We start from the raw sequence: 23,609 nt of genomic DNA on the forward strand, positions 1-23,609 counted from the left end.
GCTTAGAAAACGCTCTCGTCGATGTCCATCAGCGCGTTGTCGGTCTGCTCGGCGATCTTGCGGCGCGAGGTGAGCTCCGGCAGCACGGTCTTCGCGAAGAACGACGCCACCGCGATCTTGCCCTCGTAGAACGCCTTGTCCTTGGCGGACGGCGTGCCACCGAGCTTCTCCAGCGCGACCTCCGCCTGGCGCAGCAGCAGCCAGCCGACGAGGACGTCGCCCGCGGTCATCAGCAGGCGGACCGAGTTCTGGCCGACCTTGTAGAGGTTGCGGACGTCCTCCTGCGAGGTGGTCAAGAACCCGACCAGCGCGCCGAGCATGCCCTGCAGGTCTTCGAGACCCTGCTTGAGCAGCGCCCGCTCCTCCTTCAGGCGACCGTTGCCGCCCTCGTTGTCGAGGAACGACTGGATCTCGCCGTTGATGAACGCGAGCGCCTGGCCCTGGTCACGGATGATCTTCCGGAAGAAGAAGTCCAGCGACTGGATGGCCGTGGTGCCCTCGTACAGCGAGTCGATCTTCGCGTCGCGGATGTACTGCTCGATCGGGTACTCCTGCAGGAAGCCCGAACCGCCCAGGGTCTGCAGCGACTGCGCCAGCTGCTCGTACGCGCGCTCGGAACCGACGCCCTTGACGATCGGCAGCAGCAGGTCGTTGACCTTCGCCGCCAGCTTCGCGTCGTCGCCGCCGAGCATCACCTTGTCCTGCTGCGTCGCGGTGTACAGGTACACGGCGCGCAGGCCCTCGGCGTACGCCTTCTGCAGCATCAGGCTGCGGCGGACGTCCGGGTGGTTGGTGATGGTGACGCGCGGAGCGGTCTTGTCCGTCATGCGCGTCAGGTCGGCGCTCTGCACGCGCTCCTTGGCGTAGGACAGCGCGTTCAGGTAACCGGTCGACAGCGTCGCGATGGCCTTGGTGCCGACCATCATGCGGGCGTACTCGATGACGTCGAACATCTGCGCGATGCCGTCGTGCACCTCGCCCAGCAGCCAGCCCTTGGCGGGCACGCCGTGCTGGCCGAACGTCAGCTCGCACGTGGTGGACGCCTTGAGGCCCATCTTGTGCTCGACGTTGGTGACGAAGGCGCCGTTGCGCTCGCCCAGCTCACCGGACTCCGCGTCGAAGTGGAACTTCGGCACGAGGAAGAGCGACAGGCCCTTGGTGCCGGGCCTCGCCTCGATGCCTTCGCCCTCGGGACGCGCGAGCACCATGTGCATGATGTTCTCGGTCAGGTCCTGGTCGGCGGACGTGATGAAGCGCTTCACGCCCTCGATGTGCCAGGAGCCGTCCTCCTGCTTGAAGGCCTTGGTGCGGCCGGCGCCGACGTCGGAACCGGCGTCCGGCTCGGTCAGCACCATCGTGGCGCCCCAGCCGCGGTCGATCATCAGCTGAGCCCACTGCTTGTCGCGCTCGGTGCCGTTGTTGTAGACGACCGTCGCGAAGCTCGGACCCGCCAGGTACATGTAGACGGCCGGGTTCGCCCCGAGCAGCAGCTCGGACGCGGCCCACGTGACCGACGGCGGGGTGCCGAAGCCGCCCAGCTCGTTCGGCAGGAACAGCCGGTACCACTCGCCGTCCCACACCGCCTGGTACGACTTCTTCAGCGACTCCGGCAGGGTTGCCGAGTGCGTCGCCGGGTCGAACACCGGCGGGTTGCGGTCGGCGTCGACGAAGGAGTCCCCCAGGACACCCTCCGCGAGGTTCTTCACCTCGGCCAGCACGCTGCGCGCCGTGTCCTCGTCGGACTGCTCGAACGGCCCCGTGCCGAGGTGGTCCTGCACGTTGAAGACCTCGAACAGGTTGAACTCGAGATCCCGGACGTTGCTCTTGTAGTGGCCCATCTCGTCAGCTCACTCCTCAGGGTCGCGGCGGGGTCGCCTACTGACCGGTAACAACAGAGTATTACCCGACAGTAACCCCGGCAAGGCCGACCACCCACTGGTGGCGAAGTAGACAGTCCTCTGAGTGACCTGAATCGGGCATGAGGGCCGGTCAGACGCGTACCGGGCGTTCGGGGACCATTCCGAGCAGCGCAGGGTTCGTCCGTTCGGCGAAGCTCACCGAGCGGGGCAACATGACAGATTCGTAGGCCCGCACCCCGTCTCGGACACCGTCCGCGGCGATCGCGAGCGCCAGTTCGGCCGCGTCCTGCATGGCGAGGTTCGCCCCGACGCCCAGTGGTGGCTGCAGGTGGGCGGCGTCGCCGAGCAGCGTCACGCCGGGCGTGTGCTCCCAGGTGTGGGGCACGGGGAGTGAGTACAGCGGGCGGTAGGTCAGCTCGCCTTCGAGGAACGCCAGCAGCGACGGGTGCCAGCCCGCGTAGAGCTCCATCAGGTCGGCGTTGGAGGGCTTCCAATCTTCACGCGCGCGCATGCACGCGTACGCGCGGATGTGATCGCCGCTGTTGCGCTGCGACCAGATCATCAGGCCTTCGCCGTCGGCGACCATCGTGCCCTGACCGGTGAGGTCGAGCAGCCGTTCGTCGTTGTCATGCCGTGTCTCGACGAACATCACGCCGGTGTACAGCGGCACGGCCGGCGACAAGGCCTGGCGGACCCGCGACCAGGCACCGTCCGCCCCGATGACCAGGTCGAACGTGGTGGTGGAGCCATCCAGGAAGGTGACCTCGCCCGGTTTCGCCGAGTCGATGCCTCGACCCCAGGTGACGGTTCCGGGCGCGAGCGAGTCGAGCAGGAGCCGGCGCAACTGGCCGCGGTCGATCTCCGGCCGGAAGTCGCCCTCCGCCGGTTCGTGCTCGATCAACGCGGCCGTGGCGTGGTCGACCTTGCGCTGCTCCTGGCCTTCGAAACGGGCGAGCGCGCGCCACTGCTCGAACAGTCCGGCGGCGCGCACGGCCTCCTGGCCGCTGTCGGCGTGCAGGTCGATGGTGCCGCCCTGCTGGCGGGCCTCCGGCGAGCTCTCCCGCTCGAAGACTGTGACGTTCTCGAAGCCGTGCAGCTGGAGAACGCGTGCACAGGTGAGGCCGCCGATGCCGGCCCCTGCGATGGCGATGCGTGGTGAGGTCATGACTCCATGAAAGCGTATCGACTGCGAAAGTGCAACCACTACACTTTTGAATCGACTCAACCCATGCGGTACGATCGGTGGGTGAGCGAGCTCGGCCGCCGCGAGCGGAAGAAGCAGCAGACCCGTCAGTCGATCTCCGACGCGGCGACGAGGCTGTTCATCGAGCGCGGGTTCGACGCCGTGGGCGTGAAGGAGATCGCCGACACCGCGGACGTGTCGGTGACGACGTTGTTCAAGCACTTCCCCAGCAAAGAGGCGCTGCTCTTCGACGAGGACGCGCAGCAGGAGTCGGCGCTGGTCGCGGCTGTGCGCAACCGCGAGGGCCGGTCGATCCCGATGGCGTTGCGCGACCACTTCGTGCAGGCGGCGAAAGGGCACGCCGACCACCCGCAGTTCGAGGTCTTCCAGCGGCTGGTGCTGGAGACGTCCGCGTTGCGCGAGTACGGGCACCGGATGTGGACGCGGCACCAGGACGCGCTGGCCGAGGCCATCGCGGAGGAGATAGGTGCGCCGGCGGACGACGTCAGGTGCGCGGCACTGGCCCGGTTCGCCCTGGAGGCGCGGGACGTGATCTTCGATCGGCCCGACCGCGAACGGGCGGCCGACGAGGTGTTCGGGTTACTCGAGCACGGCTGGGCGGCCGATCAGCAGGCCTGACCGGTAGGCGAGTGACACCGCGTGCGTCCGGTCGCGCGCACTGAGCTTGCGCAGGATGCCCTTCACGTGGGTCCGCACGGTCTCCACGGACAAGATCAGCTCGTTCGCGACCTGCTGGTTCTCCAGGCCGTCCGCGATGAGCGTGAGCACCTCGTACTCGCGCTTGGTCAGCGTCGGCCGTTCCTTCGGCCGCAGGTCGGGGTGCACGTACCCGCGCGAACGGAAGGTCTCGGCGATCACCCGGACGATCTGTTCCGGCTGGGCCGATCGCGGCACGACTCCGCGGACACCTGCCTCTAACGCCGTCGTCACGTAGTTCGCGTGCGAGTGCGCGTCGCGGACCAGTCCGATGATCAACAGGGTTGGGTCGCGTTCGACCAGCAGCCTGGCCACGTGGCCGACCGGGTCGAGCACGGAGTCGATGAGAAGCACGTCGGGACGCAGTCGTTCGCGCAGGCGAACGGCAGCGTGCAGATCGCCGGTCGAACCGAGCCAGCGCAGGCCGGGGGTCCGCCTGATCAGGGCGGACAGGCCTTCGCGATAGAGCGGCACCGGATCGATCAGCGCGACGCCGGGGGCAGGCCGGCTGGGCGGGAGCATCAGCACCTCCGTTCGTGCTTCCAGAGGAGTGACGTAGTTCCCTCGGACGTGTGACGCGGAATAGTCGGTTCATGTAGATGAACAAGGGTCACGAATGTGATTCAAGACGGCCGAAGGTCTTCCGTACCCCCGCAACAGTCTCGTAAGACCTACGTCACATATCCCGTGCGGATGTGCCAGGTTCCGCCGCCATGAGGCCTGGTGCTCTCGCGGGCACACGTGTGTGCACGCTTGGAGGTCACATGGGCACCCTCGATTGGGTCGTGGTTGTCGGCTATTTCTTCGTGATGGTCGGGATCGGACTCTGGTCGCGCGGGCGGGTCCACAACATCGCCGACTTCTTCACGGCAGGCGGCAAGATGCCGTGGTGGTTGTCCGGAATCTCGCACCACATGTCCGGCTACAGCGCGGTCATGTTCGTCGCGTTCGCCTCTGAGGCGTACCGGCTCGGACTCACCGTCTACGTGTGGTGGTCGCTGACGATCGGCATCGGCGTCGGCATCGGTGCGTTCCTGTTCGCGCCCCGGTGGAACCGGTTGCGCTCGAAGCACGACGTCAAGTCACCGCTCGAATACCTGGCCAAGCGCTACAACGTGCCCACCCAGCAGGTCATGGCCTACGCGGGTGCGTTGCTCAAGGTCGTCGACATCGCCGCCAAGTGGGCGGCCGTCTCGATCCTGCTGCGCGGCTTCGCGGGTGTCCCGATCACCTGGGGCATCATCATCATCGGCGTCGTCACGATGATCTACTCCGTGCTCGGCGGTCTCTGGGCCGACGCGCTGACCGACTTCGGCCAGTTCATCATCCAGGCGGCCGCGGGCTTCGCGATGCTGTTCGCCGTCGCCGGCACCCTCGGCTGGGACTTCCCCGTCACGATCTGGGACAAGCTCCCGGACAGCCACAGCGACCCGCTGGCGGGCCCGTACACGTCGACGTTCCTCATGGCGCTCTTCCTGATCAAGACGCTGGAGTACAACGGCGGCATGTGGAACCTGGCGCAGCGCTACATGGCCGCGCCGTCCGGCTTCGCGGCCAAGCGCTCGGCGCTGCTCTCGTCCGCGCTGTGGCTCGTGTGGCCGCTCGTGCTGTTCTTCCCGATGTGGGCGGCGCCGCTGATCGTGCCGGGCCTCGAAGGAGCGCAGGCGGAGAACGCGTACATCGAGATGGGCAAGCAGATGCTGCCCGCGGGCATGATCGGCCTGGTTCTGGCCGGCTTCTTCTCGCACACCATGGCCATGGTGTCGTCGGACGCGAACGTCATCGCCGCTGTCATCAACCGCGACATGCTGCCCCACCTGTGGAAGAAGGTGAAGACGTTCTCGGCGGACAACCAGTTGCTGCTGGCCCGGATAACGACGTTCACCTTCATCGGCGTCAGCATGATCATCGCGATCGCCTCGGGAGGCCAGGGCTTCGTGCTCAAGGTGGTGGTCGACCTGGTCGCCGCCACGATGGGCCCGATCGCGATCCCGCTGATGCTCGGCCTGCTGCCGTGGTTCCGCAAGGTCGGTTCGACGGCGGCGATCGCCTCGGTGGTCGGCGGCCTGGGCATGTGGGCGTTCCTGTACATCGAGCAGATGAACAAGGCCGCCTGGGTCACCAAGGGCGTGCTCGTGTCGTGGCCGCTGATGCTCTCGCTCGTGCTCTACCTGTCGATCGGCTTCCTGAAGAAGGAGCCCTCCACCGAGCGCGACATCCTGCTCGACTCGCTCAACTCGGACGAGCCTGAACCGGAGAAGGTGAAGGCGTAAGCCGTTCGTTCCGCATGATCCTCGCGGCGGCGCACCCGAACAGGGTCGCCGCCGCGAGCCACACGTAGGGCATGGGCGTGCCGGTGTAGGTCTGCGCCGTGGACGCCAGCACCACCGTCGCACCCGCGACCAGCCCGGTCGTCTGCGTCACCGGGTACTGACTCCTCAGCACCGTGACGACCGCGACCGGCACCAGCAGGAAGCCGTAGGCGAGCACCCGCGTGAGCAGGTTGGCGTGCTCAGCGATCTCGTACTGGAGCGCGGGCAGGGCGAGCACAGTGAGGACCACACCCAGACCGAGCCCGACAGCGAGGCTCTTCACGCTCTGTCCTTGCCAGGAACGCGTCATGCGCTACAGGACGTACGTGTGACCCGTTGGTTGCCGTGGCGTGCGTCATCGTCACGAGACTCTTCCTCTTTACCCATGCACAGTGGATGCATGGGTAAGTGGTCTCCCGCAGACGACGCGGAACTCGCCACGGGCTGGCGGCTCTGGCTGGAGCTGAGCGACCGCGTGTGGCCGGACCCGTCGTGGGACGGCACACCGGCCGACGCCATCCGCCAGGTCCGCTCGCTGCTCGCGGTCTGCGAGGAGATCCGCCTCTCCTACCTCGCCGAGTCGATGCGGCCTTCCACAGCGCTTCTGCAGCTGCTGCAGTCGATGTCCTTCGTCGCCTCGTTCGCCGTCGACCTGTGGCACGACGACACGCACCCGTTGGACGTGGAACGCGCTGAACTGCTGCACGGCGACCTGGCCTCGTTCGCCGACCACGTGGCCGGCGTGCGAGCGGCTCTCGCACGTGGCGGCGGCTGGGCGGAACTGGACCGCCGCCCGTGGGGCCTGCCGGTCGACTAACCGGCCTGTTGTTCCCGCGCCGCAAGGCGTTCGGTGACCGCCTGCACAAGCGCCTTCGCGTGCGGCTCGTCACGGGTGGCCCATCCGCGCATCGCGTCGCACGGCACAACCCGCCCGTCGGTCATCAAGATCGACACGCGCTGCATGCGGCCCCGCTCGTGGTCGATGCCCTGGATGTCGTCCCACCGCAGGAACTGGTCGCGCCACGAGTTGCGCACAAGGAGCCCGTCCGACCTCACGACCACCGCCAGCCGCCAGGTCTGGATCACCGTCGCCGTCAGCAGGCCGACGAGCAACCCGACGAGAACGTTCTTGGCCAGCCCGGTCCCGGACTCGTATATCCGGAAATACAGCACGAAGTACACGACCACCGAGATGATCACGACGCTGACGCGAATCGACTGCCTGCGGAAAGTAGTGGGCCCCATGGACCGAAGCTAGCCCGGTGCGGACCTGGCTGACCTGGAAACGAAGAAAGCCCTCACGTGGAGGGCTTTCGGTGGAGCGGGTGACGGGAATCGAACCCGCCTCTACAGCTTGGGAAGCTGTCGTTCTACCAATGAACTACACCCGCGGGATCAAGCTCGCCGCCGATCATACACAGACCGGCAACGTGACGTCCCACCGTGCTGGCTCGCCAACCACGCCAACTCGGTTAGCCTGTCCCGGTGCTGCTGAGTGACCAGGATCTGCGCAAAGAGGTCGAGTCCGGCCGTCTCGCTCTCGACCCGTTCGACGTCGAGATGCTTCAGCCGTCGAGCATCGACGTGCGGCTGGACCGGTTCTTCCGGGTCTTCAACAACACCAGGTACACGCACATCGACCCCTCGCAGCAGCAGGACGAGCTGACGAGCCTGGTCGAGACGCCCGAGGGTGAGCAGTTCGTGTTGCACCCCGGCGAGTTCGTGCTCGGGTCGACCTACGAGATGGTGACGCTGCCGGACGATCTGGCGGGGCGGCTCGAGGGCAAGTCCAGCCTCGGCCGGCTCGGGCTGCTGACGCACTCCACGGCGGGGTTCATCGACCCCGGCTTCTCCGGGCACATCACGCTGGAGCTGTCGAACGTCGCGAACCTGCCCATCACGCTGCACCCCGGCATGAAGATCGGGCAGCTCTGCCTGTTCAAGCTGTCGAGCCCGGCGGAGCACCCGTACGGCTCTGCGCAGGCCGGCAGCCGGTACCAGGGGCAGCGCGGGCCGACGCCCAGCCGCGCCTACCTGAACTTCAGCCGCACGGACACGCGCCGCTAGCTCAGGTCCCCGTAGCGTTCCAGCACGCGGCGGCGCAGTTCGGGGTCGGTGCGCGGGACCGGCTCCAGGAAGATCTCGTCGAGGTCCGGGAACTCCGCGCGCAGTTCCGCGGAGATGCGCACGCAGGCGTCTTCCAGCTGGTGGGCGGTCAGGGCGTCGTCGAAGTCCAGTCGTGCGCACAGCAGGACGCGGTCGGTGCCGATGAGCATCGTCAGCAGGTCGACGACGGCGTCCACCTCGGGCACTTCGCCCAGCCTGCGCCAGATCGCCTTCACCATCACCGGGTCCGCCTGGCGTCCGATCAGCAGGCCGCGGTTGGTGCGGGCCAGGACGTAGGCCACCGACGCCAGCAGCACGCCGATCGCCAGTGACGCGAGGCCGTCCCACACCGACGAGCCGGTCAGCTGGTGCAGGCCGAGGCCCGCGAACGCGAGCAGCAGACCGACGAGGGCGGCCGAGTCCTCCAGGAAGACGGTCTTGACGGTCGGGTCGTCCGACACGCGCAGGAAGTCCCAGAAGCCGCGGCCGTGTGCGGCGGACTCGGAGCGGACCTGCCGGAACGCCTGCGTCCACGAGACGGACTCGAGCGCGAACGCCAGGCCCAGCACGATGTAGCCGACCAGGGGCCGGGTCTGTTCCTCCGGCTCGCCGAAGACCGTGCGGAAGCCTTCGTAGAACGCGAACATCGCGCCGGAGGCGAAGATCGAGACCGCGGCCAGCAGCGACCAGAAGTAGCGCTCCTTGCCGTAGCCGAACGGGTGGCGGCGGTCGGCTGGTCGGTCCGAGCGGCGCAGGGCGGTCAACAGGAGTGCTTCGGTGAACGTGTCGGCCACCGAGTGGGCGGCTTCCGAGAGAATTGCGGCCGAACCGGTCAAAACGCCCGCAACGGCCTTCATGATTGCAATCGCCAGATTGACCAGCAGGGCCAGTACGACGGTGAGGGTGCTTTCGCCGGAGGCCTGCGGCTTCTCGCTCATGACGATCAGCTTAGGACGGCTGGCGGGCGCGCACCTGCTGCGACAGACGGGGATCACGGTTGTGTCACGGGGACAACCGGCGGTGCCTCTCGAACGACTTCTATAGCGAACGGATGCTGGGGAGCGTCCGGGAAATCCGCTGAAGAATGCGCGGCTTCGTGCTGCGTGAAATGTTCCTGGGGGAAGTAAATGGGTACCAAGATTCGTGCTGCGTTCATCGCCGTCACGGCATCGCTGGTCGCGTTCGCCGGTGTCGCGTCCGCGCAGGCCGCGGATGGCGCGACGAGCTACATCGGTGGCGCCGTTTTCCACGACCTCAACGCCGACGGTGTGCAGCAGGACGACGAGCCCGGTATCGCGGACGTCGACGTCATGGTCAAGGATCCGGCCGGCCAGAGGGTCCCGTTCCCGACCGACGCCTACGGGCACTGGCACGTCAAGCGCGTCCCTGCCGGTGAGTGGGAGGTCAGCTACGCCGACCCCGAACTCCTGGGCACCACGCCGTCGTTGGTGAGGCTCACCGTCGAGGACGACAACGGGTACACGGTCAACTTCGGCGTCCGCGCCGCCTGATCGTTACTGCATTCGAGTGACATTCGGGGGGCAGGGCAACATCCAGATGTCCTGAGGTGTCTTAAGGCTGGGATCTGCTCCGGGGGGACGCTGATCACCAGGGGGTAAGACGGAACGGCCCGCGTCCGGGAGAGACGCGGGCCGTTCTGCATGCGGGCGCAACTACCATCGCAGGATGGGCGAGCGTGGTGCGGACGACACCGATGCCGAGGTCGAGTCGTGGAGGGCCGTGGTTCCGGCGATCGATCCGGTGGTCGAAGGCGTGGTCGACCGGGTGCACCAGATCAGCAAGTACCTCGACTTCCTCGCCACGGAGATCGCCGCGCCGCACGGGCTCAACCGCGCCGACTACGAGATCCTCGCGCGGCTCTTCTGGATCGGGCCGCCACATCGGCTCACGCCCAAGCAGCTCGCGAACGGCACGCTGAGTCCGGCCACCACGATCACGAGCAGGCTCGACCGGCTGGAGAAGGCCGGCCTCGTCGTCCGCGAGCTCGACCCGAGCGACCGCCGGTCGTTGCCCGCGACGCTGACCGACGCCGGCCGCGAGATCTTCCTGCGGGTCGTCGCCGGCCAGGCCGAACGGGAGCGCGACCTCTTCACCGCGCTTCCGGGTGCCGACCTGGAGCACCTGCGCGACCTGCTGCGCCAGGTGATGGAGGTGCTGTCCGGCGAACTGGGGCCCGCGCACCGTCGCACGCGGCTCGCACTCGACGGCAAGGAGTAATTGCTACGAACTCGTACTATCCGATATCGTGCTAACTGGTGCGAGAGGGAGGGGTGCGAGATGGGTGGCTACCCGCTGTCCGAGTGACCGGTGTCATGCAACGCTGACCCCCGGCGTTCCGATGTCCTAAGTGGAGCAAACGAACGCTGGGGGATCAGTGAAGAACGTCTTCGCCGTCACGCTGACGGCCGCCCTCGTCCTGGCCGCGACAGGCGCTCCCGCCTTCGCGCAGGACGAGACGATCACGGTGGAGGGGCTCGTCTACCTCGACCGCAACGCCAACCGCACCTTCGACGCGGGCGACAGCATCCGTGCGAACGGCGTCGGCGTGCGGGTCACCAACACGGACACCAACGAGACCGTCGGCGACTTCGGCACCGGCGCGGACGGCCGCTACCGGGCGGTGCTGCCCAAGGGGCCGACGTACTCGGTGGCCATCTGGGAACTCGAGTACAGCTTCAACAGGGTCAGCTACGACAGCGTGACCGAGAGCAGGACGGACGCCGACTTCAACCTCCTCGGCCACGTCGTCACCGGCACCAGTTTCGTCGACACCAACGGCGACGGCGTGAAGCAGGCCGGCGAGAAGAGTCACCAGGGCGGAATCAAGGCCAGCGGCAAGGCGTCCGGCGGCCGCGCGGTCGAGCTCGAGACCCAGGCGGGCGAGGACGGCACGTACTCACTCGACCTGCCGAACGGCGAGTTCACGGTCACCGCACCGGATCTCACCGCGAACGGTTTGACGCTGGCCGAGCCGAAGACGGCCGACGACATCGACTGGCTGACCGGCTCGCGCAAGATCCAGCAGATGCTCGACAACCGCACGCATCGGGTCGACCTGCGTTACGTGGAGGCCAAGGCCGACATGGCGCTCGCCTCCGCGATCACGCCGGTCAAGGACACCTACACCCTCGGCGACCAGATCGACCTGAAACTGACGCTCTCCAACAAGGGCAACGCGCCGGTCGCGCCGACCTTCGTCCTGGGCAGCTTCTCCGCGAAGCTCTTGTCCCACAGCGACAACGTCACGCTGCGGCCGGGCACCGACGAGGACTTCACCGTCAACGACAAGATCCTTCCCGGCAAGCAGATCGAGGTGGCTCTCAAGATCGAGCTGAACGACGTCACGTACACCGAGGTGCACGCCATGACGCGCTTCAGCTTCGGTCGTCTGCCGGACGTCGACCGCAAGAACAACGTGGTCAGCACGCCGATCAAGGTCGCTGAGAAGAGCACCGCCACGCCGACCACGACGGAGACCACGGCCGCGCCGACCACCACGACCACGCCGGCGGTGGCCAAGGCGGGCAACAAGTCCGGCCTCGCGTCGACCGGCGCCTCGCCGCTCGGCTTCCTCGGGCTCGGCTCGTTGCTGCTCGCGGCAGGTCTGGGAGCGTTCTTCATGGCGCGCCGCCGCCGCTCCTGACCACTTAGGACCCGTCACGGTTAGTCTGCGGCATGGGCATCTTGGTGCAAGTGCTGCTGACTGCCGTGGCGGTCTGGGTGTCGACCGCCCTCCCGGGCATCGACCTGGGCGAGGGCTCGACCGGTTCGAGAATCCTCACGCTGATCGGCGTCGCGGTGATCTTCGGCTTGATCAACGCGATCGTGAAGCCGCTCGTGAAGTTCTTCGGCTGCCTGTTCTACCTGGTGACGCTCGGCCTGATCGGGCTCGTGGTGAACGCGCTGCTGTTCATGCTCACCGGGTGGCTGGCCGAGCAGTTCGACCTGCCGTTCCGCGTCGACGGCTTCTGGCCCGCGTTCTGGGGCGCGATCATCGTCGCCCTGACCGGCTGGGTGCTGAACGTGGTCTACGACAAGGTCACCGACAAGGACTGACGCAACCTCGAGGTGCGGGGCACGTCCCTTGATGTGGAAGTTCACTTCACATCCTGGGGGATTTGAAATGCGTGCTGTGACAAGACTTTCCGCACTCGGACTCGCACTGGCCGCGTCGGCCTTCGTCGTTCAACCGGCGATGGCCGACGAGCCCGGTGGTGTCATCACCGGGTCGGCGTGGTTCGACGACAACGGTGACGGCATCCGGCAGCCGGGCGAGGCGCCGAAGACCGGGTACACGTTCCTGATTCCGGGGCTGTACGAGGCGGCGACCACCGACGCGAACGGCGACTACCGGTTCGAGAACATCCCGGCGGGCACCTACGTGGTGACCATGTTCAGCCGGAGCTGGGACACGACGTTCACCAAGAACGGCGGCGACTCGGACTTCGGCCAGAACACGCTCAAGACCGAAGAGTTCACCCTCACGTCGGGCGGCGAGGCCGGTCCGTACGACGCGGGATTTGTGAAGGGACGGCACGACGCGGCGGTCGACCGCGTGGACGCGCCCCGCTTCATGAAGGTCGGTGACGAGGTCGACGTCGAGATCACCTACCGGAACAAGGGCAACATGCCCACGCCGCTGTACGGCAACGTCGTGCTGCCGGCGGGTCTGACCCCGTTGTCCGCCAACGCACCCGTGTGGAACATCGAAGGACAGCGCGTGGGCCTGTCGAGCTACTACCAGAACGACACCTACATCGGCGAGTCCGTCACCTACACGGTGAAGGCACGGGTGGACGCGCCGATCAAGCGCGGCGAGATCGTCGCGACCGCCGACGCCTTCGGCCCGCCGGACGTCGACCAGGAGAACAACGTCGAGAAGATCAAGGTCTGGGCGTTCTGACAAGTCCTGACAACAGAAACGGCCCCGGTCCACAGTGGACCGGGGCCGTTTCTGTTGCCTGACTCAGACGTTCGCGTCCTCGGCTGCCGACTCCGGCGTCGGCTGCCCGCGCTTCACGGACTCCAGCAGCATCTGCGCCACGTCCACGACCTCGACGTGCGCACCGGCCTGGCCGTCGGCCTGACGTGCGGTCACACCGTCGGTCAACATCACGCGGCAGAACGGGCAGCCGGTCGCGATCTTCGACGGCGCCGTGGACAACGCCTCGTCCACGCGGTCGACGTTGATGCGCTTGCCGATCCGCTCCTCCATCCACATGCGGGCGCCACCGGCACCGCAGCACATGGAGCGTTCCTCGTGCCGCGGCATCTCGCGCAGCGTCGCGCCGGACGCCCCGATCAGCTCACGCGGCGCCTCGTAGATCTTGTTGTGCCGGCCCAGGTAGCACGGGTCGTGGTACGTGACGTCCTCGGTGACCGGCGCGACCGGCACCAGACGACGTTCGCGCACCAGCTTGTTCAGCAGCTGCGTGTGGTGCACGACCTCGTACGTGCCGCCGACCTGCGGGTACTCGTTGGCCAGCGTGTTGAAGCAGTGCGCACACGTCACGACGATCTTGCGCTGACCGGCGGGCCGGTCCTCGAACACCGAGTTGAGCACCTCGACGTTCTGCTGCGCGAGCATCTGGAACAGGAACTCGTTGCCGGCGCGGCGAGCCGGGTCACCGGTGCAGGTCTCCTCCGGGCCGAGCACCGTGTACTTCACGCCAGCGGTGTGCAGCAGTTCGGCGACGGCGCGCGTCGTCTTCTTCGCACGGTCCTCGTACGCACCGGCGCAGCCGACCCAGAACAGGTACTCCGCGTCGCCCAGTTCGCCCTCGAACACCGGCACCTCGAACTCGAGGCCCTCGGTCCACGCCAGGCGGTCCTTGGAGTTCTGGCCCCACGGGTTGCCCTTGTTCTCCAGGTTCTTGAACATGCCGCCGAGCTCGGACGGGAAGTTCGACTCGATCAGCACCTGGTAGCGGCGCATGTCGACGATGTGGTCGACGTGCTCGATGTCCACCGGGCACTGCTCGACGCACGCGCCACAGGTCGTGCAGGACCACAGGACCTCGGGGTCGATCACGCCGAGCTCGTCGGGGCCGCCGATCAGCGGGCGGTCGGCCTCGGCCATCGCCAGCACGTCGATCGACTCGAGGCGCTTCTTGTAGTCCTCGTACTTGTCCTCGGTGAGGCCGACCTCGTCGCCCGCCATGTCCCGCGAGCCGCCGGCCAGCAGGTACGGCGCCTTCGCGTACATGTGATCGCGCAGCTGCGTGATGACCAGCTTGGGGGACAACGGCTTGCCGGTGTTCCAGGCGGGGCACTGCGACTGGCAGCGGCCGCACTCGGTGCAGGTGGAGAAGTCGAGAACGCCCTTCCAGGTGAAGTCCTCGACCTTGCCGACGCCGAACACGTCCTTGTCCGGGTCGGCTTCCTCGAGGTCCAGGACCTTGCCGCCGGACATCATCGGCTTCAGCGCGCCCAGGGCGACGCCACCGTCGTCCTCGCGCTTGAAGTAGATGTTGAAGAACGCCGAGAACCGGTGCCAGGCAACGCCCATCGTGAGGTTGCGGCCGACCACGATCAGCCAGATCATGCCGCTGAGCAGCTTGACCAGCGCCATCACCGACACCCAGATGGGCGCGGACGGCAGGATCTGCGCGAGCGGCTGAGTCACGAACGACGTCCACAGCGGAGCGACCTCCAGGCCGCTCGACTGCTTGAACGCCTTGACCAGCAGGATGCCGACGCCCTCGATGATCACGACGGCCTCGACGAAGTACGCCGACTTGAAGTCCGAACCCTGGAAGCGGGAGAGCCGGTCGGCACGGCGCGGGTGGTTGCGCTGGCGGATGACCGCCAGGGCGACACCACCGACGACGGTGCCGAGGCCCAGCAGCTCGACCAGCAGCAGCCAGACCGACCACGTGCCGATGATCGGCCAGTGGAAGTGCGGGTCGAACACCTCGCCGTACGCCTCGAACAGCACCGCGGACCCGATGAGGAAGCCCCACATCACCATCCAGTGCCACGGGGCGACCGAACGGAACTTCGCCATTCTGGTGTGCGCGACGAACTCGACGATCATCGTCTTCATGCGCGGCACGAACGGTCCGAAGCGGGTGCCGTCGGGCTGGCCGAGCCTGATGATCTTGATCTGCTTCAGCACGGCGGCGACGAACACGCCCCAGGCGACGACGCTCACCGCCACGGCGACGAGTCCGAGAACCAGCTGGAGGGTCATGGCGGGATTCTAGGCCACGTTACTGATCAGTAACCACTTGGACGTGGCCGGTGTCTCCTCACGTACCGGTCAAGTATCCGGAAATTGATCAAAAACTTGTGGAACACTTGTTCAGGTAGTTGTCCTGAGCAGCCGGAGGTCGCCGTGTTGTACGTGTATCTCGCCGGGGCGATCGCGGCGGAGATCGCCGCCACCGTGTCGTTGAAGCTGTCCGACGGATTCAGCAGACTGTGGCCTTCGGTCGTTGTCGTCGTCGGGTACGCCATCGCCTTCACCGCACTTTCGCGCGCGTTGAAGTTGGGTATGCCTGTGGGCGTCGCTTACGCCGTATGGTCCGCTATCGGCGTTGCAGCAGTCGCGATCATCGGCTGGAAGTTCCTCGGCGAAACCCTCAACCCCACGATGGTCATCGGCCTGGTCCTGATCATCGGAGGCGTGGTGACGCTCGAACTCGGGAGGACGCACTGACCGCGCTAGCAGACATCCAGAAGGTCGACGGCCGAAAGGCGCGCGGCGAGAAGAAGCGCCGCGCCATCGTCGAGGCCACCCTGCGCGTGATCGAACGCGAGGGCGTCGCCGGCGTGACGCATCGCAGCGTCGCCCGTGAAGCCGGTGTGCCGACGACGGCACCCACCTACTACTTCGCGACGCTCGACGACCTGTTGATCGCCACGCTGGTGTGGTCGGCCGAGTCGCTGTGCGACGACATGCTGAAGATCGTCGCGAGCGGCGGCACCGCCCGTGAGATCGCGAGCAGCCTCGCGAAGGCCGTGAACGAGAACCGCGGCCGCACGCTCGCCGAGTACGAGCTGTACCTGCTGGCGGGCAGGCGTCCCGAGCTGAAGCCCGCCGCGCGCAGGTGGCTCGACCTGGCCGTGGAGGTCGTGCGGCCGGAGGACCCCGTCGCGTTCCGGGCGTTCCTCGCCGCCATCGACGGGCTGCTGATGCAGGGCCTGATCGCCGACGTTGCGCCGAACGAGGACGAGCTGGAGCCAATCGTGTCCTTCTTGATCCGCGGTCGCGACGAATTCACGGCCGCGCCGCGGGAAGAATGAGGTCATGAGGTTCGCGCGAGAGGTGTCCGGCATCAGCCACGGGGTGAGCCTGGGGCTGCTCGCCGCGCTGTACGTGCGCGACTCGCTGGCGTTGTCGGTCGACGTCGAGCCGCACGTGCCGGGCCTGGACCCGTCGTTGCCGGTGCGGGTGCCGCCGGGCACCGATCGCGCCGCCGTGACCGCCGAGTGGCCGGGCTGGTGGGCCGACGCGCTGGACGCCTGCAGGCGTGGCGCCGAGCCCGAGACGCCCGAGGACGCCGAGGCGTTGCTGACCCGGCCGGCCAGCCGGGCCGTGGTGCTCGCGCTGAAGCCGGGCATCGAGCAGCTGCACCGGGTGCAGAGCCCGGCGGCGTTGCCGATCGGCGACGTGCTGCGCGGCATCGAGTCGCGCATCGGCCGGTGGGCGCAGAGCGTGGAGTTGCACATCGCCGAGGTGCCGGTCGAGGGCCTGCTCTGGGAACGGATCGCGCCCGCGCACGTGCTGGCGTCGACGAGGTTCCTGAACGACCCGGCGCGCACGGCTCCGGCGTTGCGAGCGGTGCTCGAAGACCTGGTCTGAGCTAGGTAGGGAGAACCCCACCCCGCCTTCGGGGGCTGACTGCCGTGTAGCGCAGCCCCATCACCTCTAGTTTTGTGCTCATGATGAGGACTGCGCTGGTGGCGTTGGTGGTGGGGGCGGTGCTCGCGGTGTCGACCGGCTGTGGCATCCGCATCATGAAGTACGAGTTCTCCGACGACCACGTCGTCGGCGAGAAGTTCACCTCGGTGAAGGTGCGCAGCGACCAGGACTCCGGGGACGTGACGATCCGCTACCAGCAGGGGCTGAACGAGACGAAGATCCACCGCAAGGTCGAGCACGTGAAGGACAACAAGCCCTCGGGTGTCGCGCACCGCATCGAGGGCAGCACGCTGGTGCTGGACGGTTGCGGCAACGACTGCGAGATCAACTACGAGGTCCTGGTCCCTTCAGCGGACATCACGGTGGTCGGTGACATCGGCTCGGGTGACGCGACCGTCGAGGGGCTGGCCTCCGTCGACTTCAGGACCGGCTCCGGCAAGGTCATCGCCCGCGACATCGTGGGGGACGTCAAGGTGAAGACCGGATCCGGAAATTTCGAGGGTGCCAGGATCGGTGGAGCCGTCACGGCGGACATCGGATCAGGCCGGATCCTGCTGGACGCGGTCAAGGGCAAGGCGCTGCTCGGCACCGGTTCCGGGGAGATCGACGGCACCTCGATGGAGAACGAGGTGATCGCGAACGCCGACTCCGGGGGGATCAGGCTGACGTTGTCGGCGGCGAAGTCCGTGCGGGCCACCACCGGGTCCGGCGACATCACCGTCCGGGTGCCGGGTGGCCCGTTCAAGGTCGTCGGTTCTTCGGGCAGCGGTGAGCGCGCGATCCACGTTCCGACCGATCCGGTTGCGCCGCTCGAACTCAACCTCAACGCGGGCTCGGGGGACGTTCAGGTGCTCGCGGCCTGAGGGCCGGCCAGGGGGAACGTGATGAGGGCCACTCCACAAGGGGTGGCCCTCGTCGCGTTGTGAGGGAACAACCAGACTTTGTCAGCCGTTGGGACAGTCAGAAACCTTGAGTCGGGTAGGCTCAACGTTGAGCGGATGGCAAACTTGAGCCAGTAGCACTCAACAAGTACTAGCGGAAGGAACTCCAATGGCGCGTGCAGTCGGCATCGACCTCGGGACGACCAACTCGGTCGTCGCAGTCCTCGAAGGCGGTGAGCCGACGGTCATCGCCAACTCGGAGGGCTCCAGGACGACCCCGTCCATCGTCGCTTTCGCCAAGAACGGCGAGGTCCTCGTGGGCCAGCCCGCGAAGAACCAGGCCGTCACCAACGTCGACCGCACGATCCGCTCGGTCAAGCGCCACGTCGGCACGACCTGGCAGACCGACGAGATCGACGGCAAGAAGTACACCTCGCAGGAGATCAGCGCGCGCGTGCTGATGAAGCTCAAGCGCGACGCCGAGGCGTACCTGGGCGAAGAGATCACCGACGCGGTCATCACCGTCCCCGCCTACTTCGAGGACGCGCAGCGCCAGGCCACCAAGGAGGCCGGCCAGATCGCGGGTCTCAACGTGCTCCGCATCGTCAACGAGCCGACGTCGGCCGCTCTGGCCTACGGCCTCGACAAGGGCGAGAAGGAGCAGACCATCCTGGTCTTCGACCTCGGTGGCGGCACGTTCGACGTCTCGCTGCTCGAGCTCGGCGACGGCGTGGTCGAGGTCCGTGCGACCTCCGGTGACAACCACCTCGGTGGCGACGACTGGGACCAGCGCGTCGTCGACTGGCTGGTCGAGCGCTTCAAGCAGGCCAACGGCATCGACCTGACCAAGGACAAGATGGCCCTCCAGCGCATCCGTGAGGCTGCGGAGAAGGCCAAGATCGAGCTGTCGAGCTCCAACAACGCCTCGATCAACCTGCCGTACATCACGGTCGACGGCGACAAGAACCCGCTGTTCCTCGACGAGACGCTGTCTCGCGCCGAGTTCCAGCGCATCACGAACGACCTGCTCGAGCGCACCCGCGCGCCGTTCAACAACGTGATCAAGGACGCCGGCGTCTCCGTCGGCGACATCGACCACGTCGTGCTCGTCGGTGGCTCCACCCGCATGCCCGCCGTCGCGGAGCTCGTGAAGGAGCTGACCGGCGGCCGTGAGCCCAACAAGGGCGTGAACCCGGACGAGGTCGTCGCCGTCGGCGCCGCCCTGCAGGCCGGTGTCCTCAAGGGTGAGGTCAAGGACGTCCTGCTGCTCGACGTCACCCCGCTGTCTCTTGGCATCGAGACCAAGGGCGGCATCATGACCAAGCTGATCGAGCGCAACACCACGATCCCGACGAAGCGTTCCGAGACCTTCACGACGGCCGACGACAGCCAGCCGTCCGTGCAGATCCAGGTCTTCCAGGGCGAGCGCGAGATCGCGGCGCACAACAAGAAGCTCGGCATGTTCGAGCTGACCGGCCTGCCGCCCGCCCCCCGTGGCGTGCCGCAGATCGAGGTCACCTTCGACATCGACGCGAACGGCATCGTCCACGTGTCGGCGAAGGACCTGGGCACCGGCAAGGAGCAGTCGATGACGATCACCGGTGGCTCCGCGCTGCCGAAGGACGACATCGACCGCATGGTCAAGGACGCCGAGGCCCACGCGGAGGAGGACAAGCGCCGCCGCGAGGAGGCCGAGGTCCGCAACCAGGCCGAGACGCTGGTCTACCAGACGGAGAAGGTCGTCAAGGAGAACGACGACAAGCTCCCTGCCGAGATCAAGGACAAGGTCAACGCCGCGATCGCCGAGGCGACCGAGGCGCTCAAGGGCACCGACATCAACGCCATCAAGACGGCGGTCGAGAAGCTCGCGACCGAGTCCCAGGCCATCGGCCAGGCCATCTACGCCAACGCTCCGGGTGCTCCCGGTGCCGAGGCCCCTGGTGCTGACGCGCCGGGTGCCGCCGGTGCGGGCGCCGGTGCCGGTGCCAAGAAGGACGACGACGTCGTCGACGCCGAGATCGTGGACGAGGACGAGAAGAAGTGACCGAACCGAGGCATGCCGCCCCTGACGAGGAGCAGCCTCAGGTCGTCGTGAACGACCGGCACCGGATCGACCCCGAAACGGGTGAGGTCCGGCCGCCGGCCCACGTCGCCGAGGAAGAGGGCACTGCTCCGGCCGAACCTCTGGTCGCCGAGGTCGTGGACGAGGTGGCCGCCGAGCTGAAGACCCAGCTCGACGAGCGCACCGCCGACCTCCAGCGGCTCACCGCCGAGTACGCGAACTACCGCAAGCGGGTGGAACGCGACCGCGAAGCGGTGATCACCAACGCGAAGGCGTCCGTCGCCTCCGAACTGCTCTCGGTGCTGGACGACATCGAACGGGCCGCCGCGCACGGCGACCTGACCGGTGCGTTCAAGGCGGTCGCGGACAAGCTCGTGTCCACGCTCGCCAAGACCGGCCTGGAGCCGTTCGCGCACGACGGTGAGGCGTTCGACCCGTCGGTGCACGAGGCCGTGCAGCACAGCACGTCCCCGGACGTCGACGGCCCGACGGTCACCGCCGTCCTGCGTCGTGGCTACACCTTCGGCGACAAGCTCGTCCGGCCCGCGCTCGTCGCGGTGACCGACCACGAGCCCGCCGCGTCGTCCGAAGAAGCCTAGGGAGGAGGAGCCGTCCGGTGAGTCAGAGGGACTGGATCGAGAAGGACTTCTACCGCGAGCTGGGCGTCTCCTCCGAGGCGACAGCGGACGAGATCAAGAAGTCGTACCGCAAGCTCGCCCGCGAGCTGCACCCCGACGCGAACCCCGGTGACGCCAAGGCCGAGGCCCGCTTCAAGTCGGTCTCCGAGGCCTACGGCGTGCTGTCGGACCCGGCCAAGCGCAAGCAGTACGACGAGGCCCGCCGCCTGTTCGCGGGCGGCGGCGGCTTCCCGGGCTCCGGTGGCTTCGGCTCCGGCGGGTTCGACGTGAACGACCTGTTCGGCCGTGCCGCGCAGAACACCGGTGGCGGCGGCCTGGGCGACCTGCTCGGCGGCCTGTTCAACCGGCGTAGCGGCGCGACTCCCGGGTCGGCCACGCGTCCGCGTCGTGGTGAGGACGTCGAGACCGACGTCCGCATCGACTTCACCGAGGCGGTCAAGGGGGCGACGGTGCCGTTGCGCCTGTCGTCCCCCGCCGCCTGCACGACGTGCGGTGGTTCCGGCGCCAAGCCGGGCACCACGCCGCACACCTGCGCGACCTGCACGGGCTCCGGGCTCGTCACGCGGTCGCAGGGCGCGTTCGCGTTCAGCGAGCCGTGCCGCGACTGCCGTGGCACGGGCCGGATCATCGACGACCCGTGCCCCGAGTGCGGTGGCGACGGCGTCAGCACCCGCACCCGCACGCTGACCGTGCGGATCCCGTCGGGTGTCGACGACGGCCAGCGGATCCGCCTTGCGGGACAGGGCGAACCCGGCCGCAACGGCGGTCCGAACGGCGATCTGTTCGTGCGCGTGCACGTCAACCCGCACAGCGTGTTCGGCCGTCAGGGCAACGACCTGACGCTGACGGCGCCGATGACGTTCTCCGAGCTCGCTCTGGGATCGACGTTGACCGTGCCCACGCTGGACGGCAAGGTCTCCTTGAAGGTGCCTGCCGGCACCGCCTCCGGGCGGGTGCTTCGGGCACGGGGCAAGGGGATCACGAAGCGGGACGGGACCGCGGGGGATCTTCTGATCACCCTGGAGGTCGCGGTGCCGAACAACCTGTCGTCCGAGGCCCGCAAGGCGCTTGAGGCGTATGCCGACGTGACGCAGGACCACGATCCTCGAGGCGATCTGAACGCACTCCTTGAAGGGCGGTGAGTTCGGTGGGTTTTCCGTTCCCCCCAGGGACCGATGAGGACACGCCGTTCTTCGTGATCTCGGTGGCGGCCCAGCTGTCGGGCCTGCACGCCCAGACCCTGCGGTCCTACGACCGGCTGGGTTTGGTCTCGCCGGGCCGCACGAACGGCGGCGGCCGCCGCTACTCCATGCGCGACATCGTGTTGCTGCGCGAAGTCCAGCGCCTCTCGCAGGACGAGGGCGTGAACCTCGCGGGCATCAAGCGGATCATCGACCTGGAGAACCAGGTCGACGCTCTGCGGTCGCGGGTCGCCGAACTCCAGCAGGAACTCGCACAGGCGTTGGCGGTGGCCGATTCCACGGCCGCCGCCGTACACGCCTCCTACCGGCGTGACCTCGTGCCGATCCGGCAGGAGACCGCGCTGGTCGTGTGGAAACCCAAGCCGCGCAAGTGATCGAGCGCGTCTACGAGGTCTTCGCGACGCCGCGTCCCAGGGTGGTCGACTTCTGCGACCACTGCGTGGACGCGGCCGGTGTCGCGCCGTTCACCACCGTGCCGTTGCGCGAGCTGACTTCCAGCCAGGTCGAGAAGTTCTGGCTGAAGTCGGGCACGATCGGCGACGAGACCTTCGTGCGATACCTGCTTCCGCGCGTGCTGGAACTGATCGCACTCGGAGAGCTCGAAGCGGACTTCTTCTGGCTGCGCCTTGCGGCCGAGACTCACGCGAAGGGCGATCCGCGGGAGCGTTCGGCCGTGCAGGACTACTTCCTCGCGACGCCGATCGCACTGGCGGGACTCGTGCGCGAAGGTCCAGACGTTGGCCCGTTGACCATCTGGTTGCACCAGCCGGAAACCCTTGCCGTGCTTGAGGAATCCGCGCTGGCCGGACCGGACCCCGACGGTGTCCTGTCCGAAGCCCACCTGAAGCTCGAAGCTCAGCTCCGCTCGAAGTAGAACCCGGCCTCCAGGTCTTCCAGGAGGCCGGGTTCCTTCGGTTCCCAGCCCAGCAACGCCTTCGTGCGCGCACTCGACGTCGGCGCGTCCCGCGAGACCATGAACGCGAGCGGACCGAAGTGCTCCTGGGCGCGTTCCGCGGGGATGGCCTCGACGGGCACGTTCAGCTTCCTGCCGATGGCCTCGGCGATCTCCCGCATCGTCACGGCCTCCTCGGCGACGGCGTGCAGCACCGAGCCCGCGGGGGCCTTCTCCGCGGCCAGCCGGTAGAGCCTCGCCGCGTCCAGCGTGTGTCCGGCCGACCAGCGGTTCGTGCCGTCGCCGGGGTAGCCGGAAATCCCCGTGGCGCGGGCGGTCCTGACCAGGATCGGGATGAAGCCGGCCGTGTCCAGTGCACTGTGGACGGTCGGGGGCAGCACGACGACCGAGCCGCGGACGTCCTGGGCGTCGATGATCAGGTTGCGGGCGGCGCCGCGCGGGCCCTCGCTCGAGATCCGCTCCTCCTCGGTGGCGGTGCGGCCCAGGCCCGAGTACGCCAGCGTGCCGGCGGTGCCGATCAGCGCCTTGCCGGTGCCGGCGAGCTCGTCCAGGAACGCCTGGACGACGGCGAGATCGGCGTCGGAGGCGCCCTGGTAGTCGCCCGCGTACATCTCCTCGTGCTTGAACGCCAGGTGGATCACGGCGTCCGCCTCGGCCGCGCCCTTGCGCAGTCCGTCGAGGTCGTCCAGATCGCCGCGCCGCACGCCGGCGCCCTGGGCCTCGAGCTTGGCGGCGGACGCGTCCGAACGGGCCAGGCCGACGACCTCGTGGCCCGCGTTCAGCAGTTCTGGGACCAGTGCCGAGCCGACGTGGCCGCTGGCACCCGTGACGAAGACCTTCATGACACTT

General features: G+C 67.6%; 26 protein-coding genes and 1 tRNA gene. 18 read left to right on the forward strand and 9 right to left on the reverse strand.

Annotated features, from left to right (window positions below; genetic code table 11):
* Positions 1-2: 2 nt before the first annotated feature.
* Together OG205_RS33515 and OG205_RS33520 are read right to left on the reverse strand one after the other, a co-directional pair.
* Entirely contained in the window at positions 3-1,838 is a 1,836-nt protein-coding gene (locus OG205_RS33515) for an acyl-CoA dehydrogenase (protein ID WP_330271928.1), read from the reverse strand.
* Between the two features lie 151 nt (positions 1,839-1,989).
* Positions 1,990-3,024, reverse strand: a complete 1,035-nt coding sequence (locus OG205_RS33520) for an FAD-dependent oxidoreductase (protein WP_330271929.1) — start codon at positions 3,022-3,024, stop codon at positions 1,990-1,992.
* 81 nt (positions 3,025-3,105) lie between these two features.
* Here OG205_RS33520 and OG205_RS33525 point away from each other — a divergent pair, with 81 nt between their 5' ends.
* Positions 3,106-3,681 carry a TetR/AcrR family transcriptional regulator gene (locus tag OG205_RS33525; protein ID WP_330271930.1) on the forward strand — a complete coding sequence of 192 codons (576 nt, stop codon included), beginning with the start codon at positions 3,106-3,108 and terminating at the stop codon, positions 3,679-3,681.
* Here the strand turns inward: OG205_RS33525 and OG205_RS33530 are convergent.
* Entirely contained in the window at positions 3,643-4,281 is a 639-nt protein-coding gene (locus OG205_RS33530; RefSeq protein WP_330271931.1) for a response regulator transcription factor, read from the reverse strand. The two genes, OG205_RS33525 and OG205_RS33530, sit on opposite strands and share 39 nt — an antisense overlap.
* A gap of 242 nt (positions 4,282-4,523) precedes the next feature.
* On the opposite strand from OG205_RS33530, the gene OG205_RS33535 reads away from it, so the two are divergent.
* Complete coding sequence (locus tag OG205_RS33535) at positions 4,524-6,032, forward strand: sodium:solute symporter family protein (protein ID WP_330271932.1); 1,509 nt, start codon at positions 4,524-4,526, stop codon at positions 6,030-6,032.
* Here the strand turns inward: OG205_RS33535 and OG205_RS33540 are convergent.
* The gene (locus OG205_RS33540) at positions 5,992-6,354 is read right to left on the reverse strand and encodes a hypothetical protein (protein WP_330271933.1); all 363 of its coding nucleotides are present in this window, start codon (positions 6,352-6,354) and stop codon (positions 5,992-5,994) included. The genes OG205_RS33535 and OG205_RS33540 overlap by 41 nt on opposite strands.
* 117 nt (positions 6,355-6,471) lie before the next feature.
* Here OG205_RS33540 and OG205_RS33545 point away from each other — a divergent pair, with 117 nt between their 5' ends.
* Entirely contained in the window at positions 6,472-6,888 is a 417-nt protein-coding gene (locus tag OG205_RS33545) for a hypothetical protein (protein ID WP_319976518.1), read from the forward strand.
* Here OG205_RS33545 and OG205_RS33550 read toward each other — a convergent pair.
* Positions 6,885-7,316 (reverse strand): PH domain-containing protein, encoded by a 432-nt coding sequence (locus OG205_RS33550; RefSeq protein WP_330271934.1) that lies wholly within the window; start codon positions 7,314-7,316, stop codon positions 6,885-6,887. The genes OG205_RS33545 and OG205_RS33550 overlap by 4 nt on opposite strands.
* 72 nt (positions 7,317-7,388) lie before the next feature.
* Positions 7,389-7,462, reverse strand: a tRNA-Gly gene (locus OG205_RS33555).
* A gap of 94 nt (positions 7,463-7,556) precedes the next feature.
* Here OG205_RS33555 and dcd point away from each other — a divergent pair.
* The gene (gene dcd / locus OG205_RS33560) at positions 7,557-8,138 is read left to right on the forward strand and encodes a dCTP deaminase (protein WP_330271935.1); all 582 of its coding nucleotides are present in this window, start codon (positions 7,557-7,559) and stop codon (positions 8,136-8,138) included.
* On the opposite strand, the gene OG205_RS33565 is transcribed toward dcd, so the two are convergent.
* Positions 8,135-9,115, reverse strand: a complete 981-nt coding sequence (locus OG205_RS33565; RefSeq protein ID WP_330271936.1) for a cation diffusion facilitator family transporter — start codon at positions 9,113-9,115, stop codon at positions 8,135-8,137. The genes dcd and OG205_RS33565 overlap by 4 nt on opposite strands.
* A 189-nt stretch (positions 9,116-9,304) precedes the next feature.
* Here OG205_RS33565 and OG205_RS33570 point away from each other — a divergent pair, with 189 nt between their 5' ends.
* From OG205_RS33570 to OG205_RS33590, 5 genes are all read left to right on the forward strand, one after another.
* A complete protein-coding gene (locus OG205_RS33570) occupies positions 9,305-9,688 on the forward strand; it encodes an SdrD B-like domain-containing protein (RefSeq protein WP_330271937.1) in 384 nt (127 codons plus the stop codon).
* Positions 9,689-9,863: 175 nt separating this feature from the next.
* Positions 9,864-10,415, forward strand: coding sequence for a MarR family winged helix-turn-helix transcriptional regulator (locus tag OG205_RS33575; protein WP_330271938.1), 552 nt, complete (start codon positions 9,864-9,866; stop codon positions 10,413-10,415).
* A gap of 157 nt (positions 10,416-10,572) precedes the next feature.
* Entirely contained in the window at positions 10,573-11,841 is a 1,269-nt protein-coding gene (locus OG205_RS33580) for a hypothetical protein (RefSeq protein ID WP_330271939.1), read from the forward strand.
* Positions 11,842-11,873: 32 nt separating this feature from the next.
* The gene (locus OG205_RS33585; protein ID WP_330271940.1) at positions 11,874-12,254 is read left to right on the forward strand and encodes a phage holin family protein; all 381 of its coding nucleotides are present in this window, start codon (positions 11,874-11,876) and stop codon (positions 12,252-12,254) included.
* A gap of 67 nt (positions 12,255-12,321) precedes the next feature.
* Entirely contained in the window at positions 12,322-13,101 is a 780-nt protein-coding gene (locus OG205_RS33590; RefSeq protein ID WP_330271941.1) for an SdrD B-like domain-containing protein, read from the forward strand.
* Positions 13,102-13,164: 63 nt separating this feature from the next.
* On the opposite strand, the gene OG205_RS33595 is transcribed toward OG205_RS33590, so the two are convergent.
* Positions 13,165-15,390: a (Fe-S)-binding protein gene (locus OG205_RS33595; RefSeq protein ID WP_330271942.1), complete on the reverse strand. Its 2,226-nt coding sequence runs from the start codon at positions 15,388-15,390 to the stop codon at positions 13,165-13,167.
* A gap of 144 nt (positions 15,391-15,534) precedes the next feature.
* Here OG205_RS33595 and OG205_RS33600 point away from each other — a divergent pair, with 144 nt between their 5' ends.
* The 9 genes from OG205_RS33600 (at position 15,535) to OG205_RS33640 (ending at position 22,721) form a co-directional block, all read left to right on the forward strand.
* Positions 15,535-15,858 carry a DMT family transporter gene (locus OG205_RS33600; RefSeq protein WP_330271943.1) on the forward strand — a complete coding sequence of 108 codons (324 nt, stop codon included), beginning with the start codon at positions 15,535-15,537 and terminating at the stop codon, positions 15,856-15,858.
* Positions 15,859-15,872: 14 nt separating this feature from the next.
* Positions 15,873-16,445, forward strand: a complete 573-nt coding sequence (locus OG205_RS33605) for a TetR/AcrR family transcriptional regulator (protein WP_442916846.1) — start codon at positions 15,873-15,875, stop codon at positions 16,443-16,445.
* Between the two features lie 4 nt (positions 16,446-16,449).
* Positions 16,450-17,004, forward strand: a complete 555-nt coding sequence (locus tag OG205_RS33610) for a hypothetical protein (RefSeq protein ID WP_330271944.1) — start codon at positions 16,450-16,452, stop codon at positions 17,002-17,004.
* 80 nt (positions 17,005-17,084) lie between these two features.
* The gene (locus OG205_RS33615) at positions 17,085-17,927 is read left to right on the forward strand and encodes a DUF4097 family beta strand repeat-containing protein (RefSeq protein WP_330271945.1); all 843 of its coding nucleotides are present in this window, start codon (positions 17,085-17,087) and stop codon (positions 17,925-17,927) included.
* Positions 17,928-18,114: 187 nt separating this feature from the next.
* Positions 18,115-19,989 (forward strand): molecular chaperone DnaK, encoded by a 1,875-nt coding sequence (dnaK, locus tag OG205_RS33620; protein WP_330271946.1) that lies wholly within the window; start codon positions 18,115-18,117, stop codon positions 19,987-19,989.
* Positions 19,986-20,606, forward strand: a complete 621-nt coding sequence (grpE, locus tag OG205_RS33625) for a nucleotide exchange factor GrpE (RefSeq protein WP_330271947.1) — start codon at positions 19,986-19,988, stop codon at positions 20,604-20,606. Before dnaK ends, grpE begins: the two co-directional genes overlap by 4 nt.
* Before the next feature lie 17 nt (positions 20,607-20,623).
* The gene (gene dnaJ / locus OG205_RS33630) at positions 20,624-21,787 is read left to right on the forward strand and encodes a molecular chaperone DnaJ (RefSeq protein ID WP_330271948.1); all 1,164 of its coding nucleotides are present in this window, start codon (positions 20,624-20,626) and stop codon (positions 21,785-21,787) included.
* A gap of 5 nt (positions 21,788-21,792) precedes the next feature.
* The gene (locus OG205_RS33635; RefSeq protein WP_406601791.1) at positions 21,793-22,221 is read left to right on the forward strand and encodes a heat shock protein transcriptional repressor HspR; all 429 of its coding nucleotides are present in this window, start codon (positions 21,793-21,795) and stop codon (positions 22,219-22,221) included.
* The gene (locus OG205_RS33640; protein WP_330271949.1) at positions 22,218-22,721 is read left to right on the forward strand and encodes a hypothetical protein; all 504 of its coding nucleotides are present in this window, start codon (positions 22,218-22,220) and stop codon (positions 22,719-22,721) included. Before OG205_RS33635 ends, OG205_RS33640 begins: the two co-directional genes overlap by 4 nt.
* On the opposite strand, the gene OG205_RS33645 is transcribed toward OG205_RS33640, so the two are convergent.
* Positions 22,703-23,602, reverse strand: a complete 900-nt coding sequence (locus tag OG205_RS33645) for an SDR family oxidoreductase (RefSeq protein WP_330271950.1) — start codon at positions 23,600-23,602, stop codon at positions 22,703-22,705. The two genes, OG205_RS33640 and OG205_RS33645, sit on opposite strands and share 19 nt — an antisense overlap.
* Positions 23,603-23,609 lie beyond the last annotated feature (7 nt).

The sequence above is a fragment of the Lentzea sp. NBC_00516 genome (genome assembly GCF_036346835.1).
Classification (GTDB): Bacteria; Actinomycetota; Actinomycetes; order Mycobacteriales; family Pseudonocardiaceae; genus Lentzea; species Lentzea sokolovensis.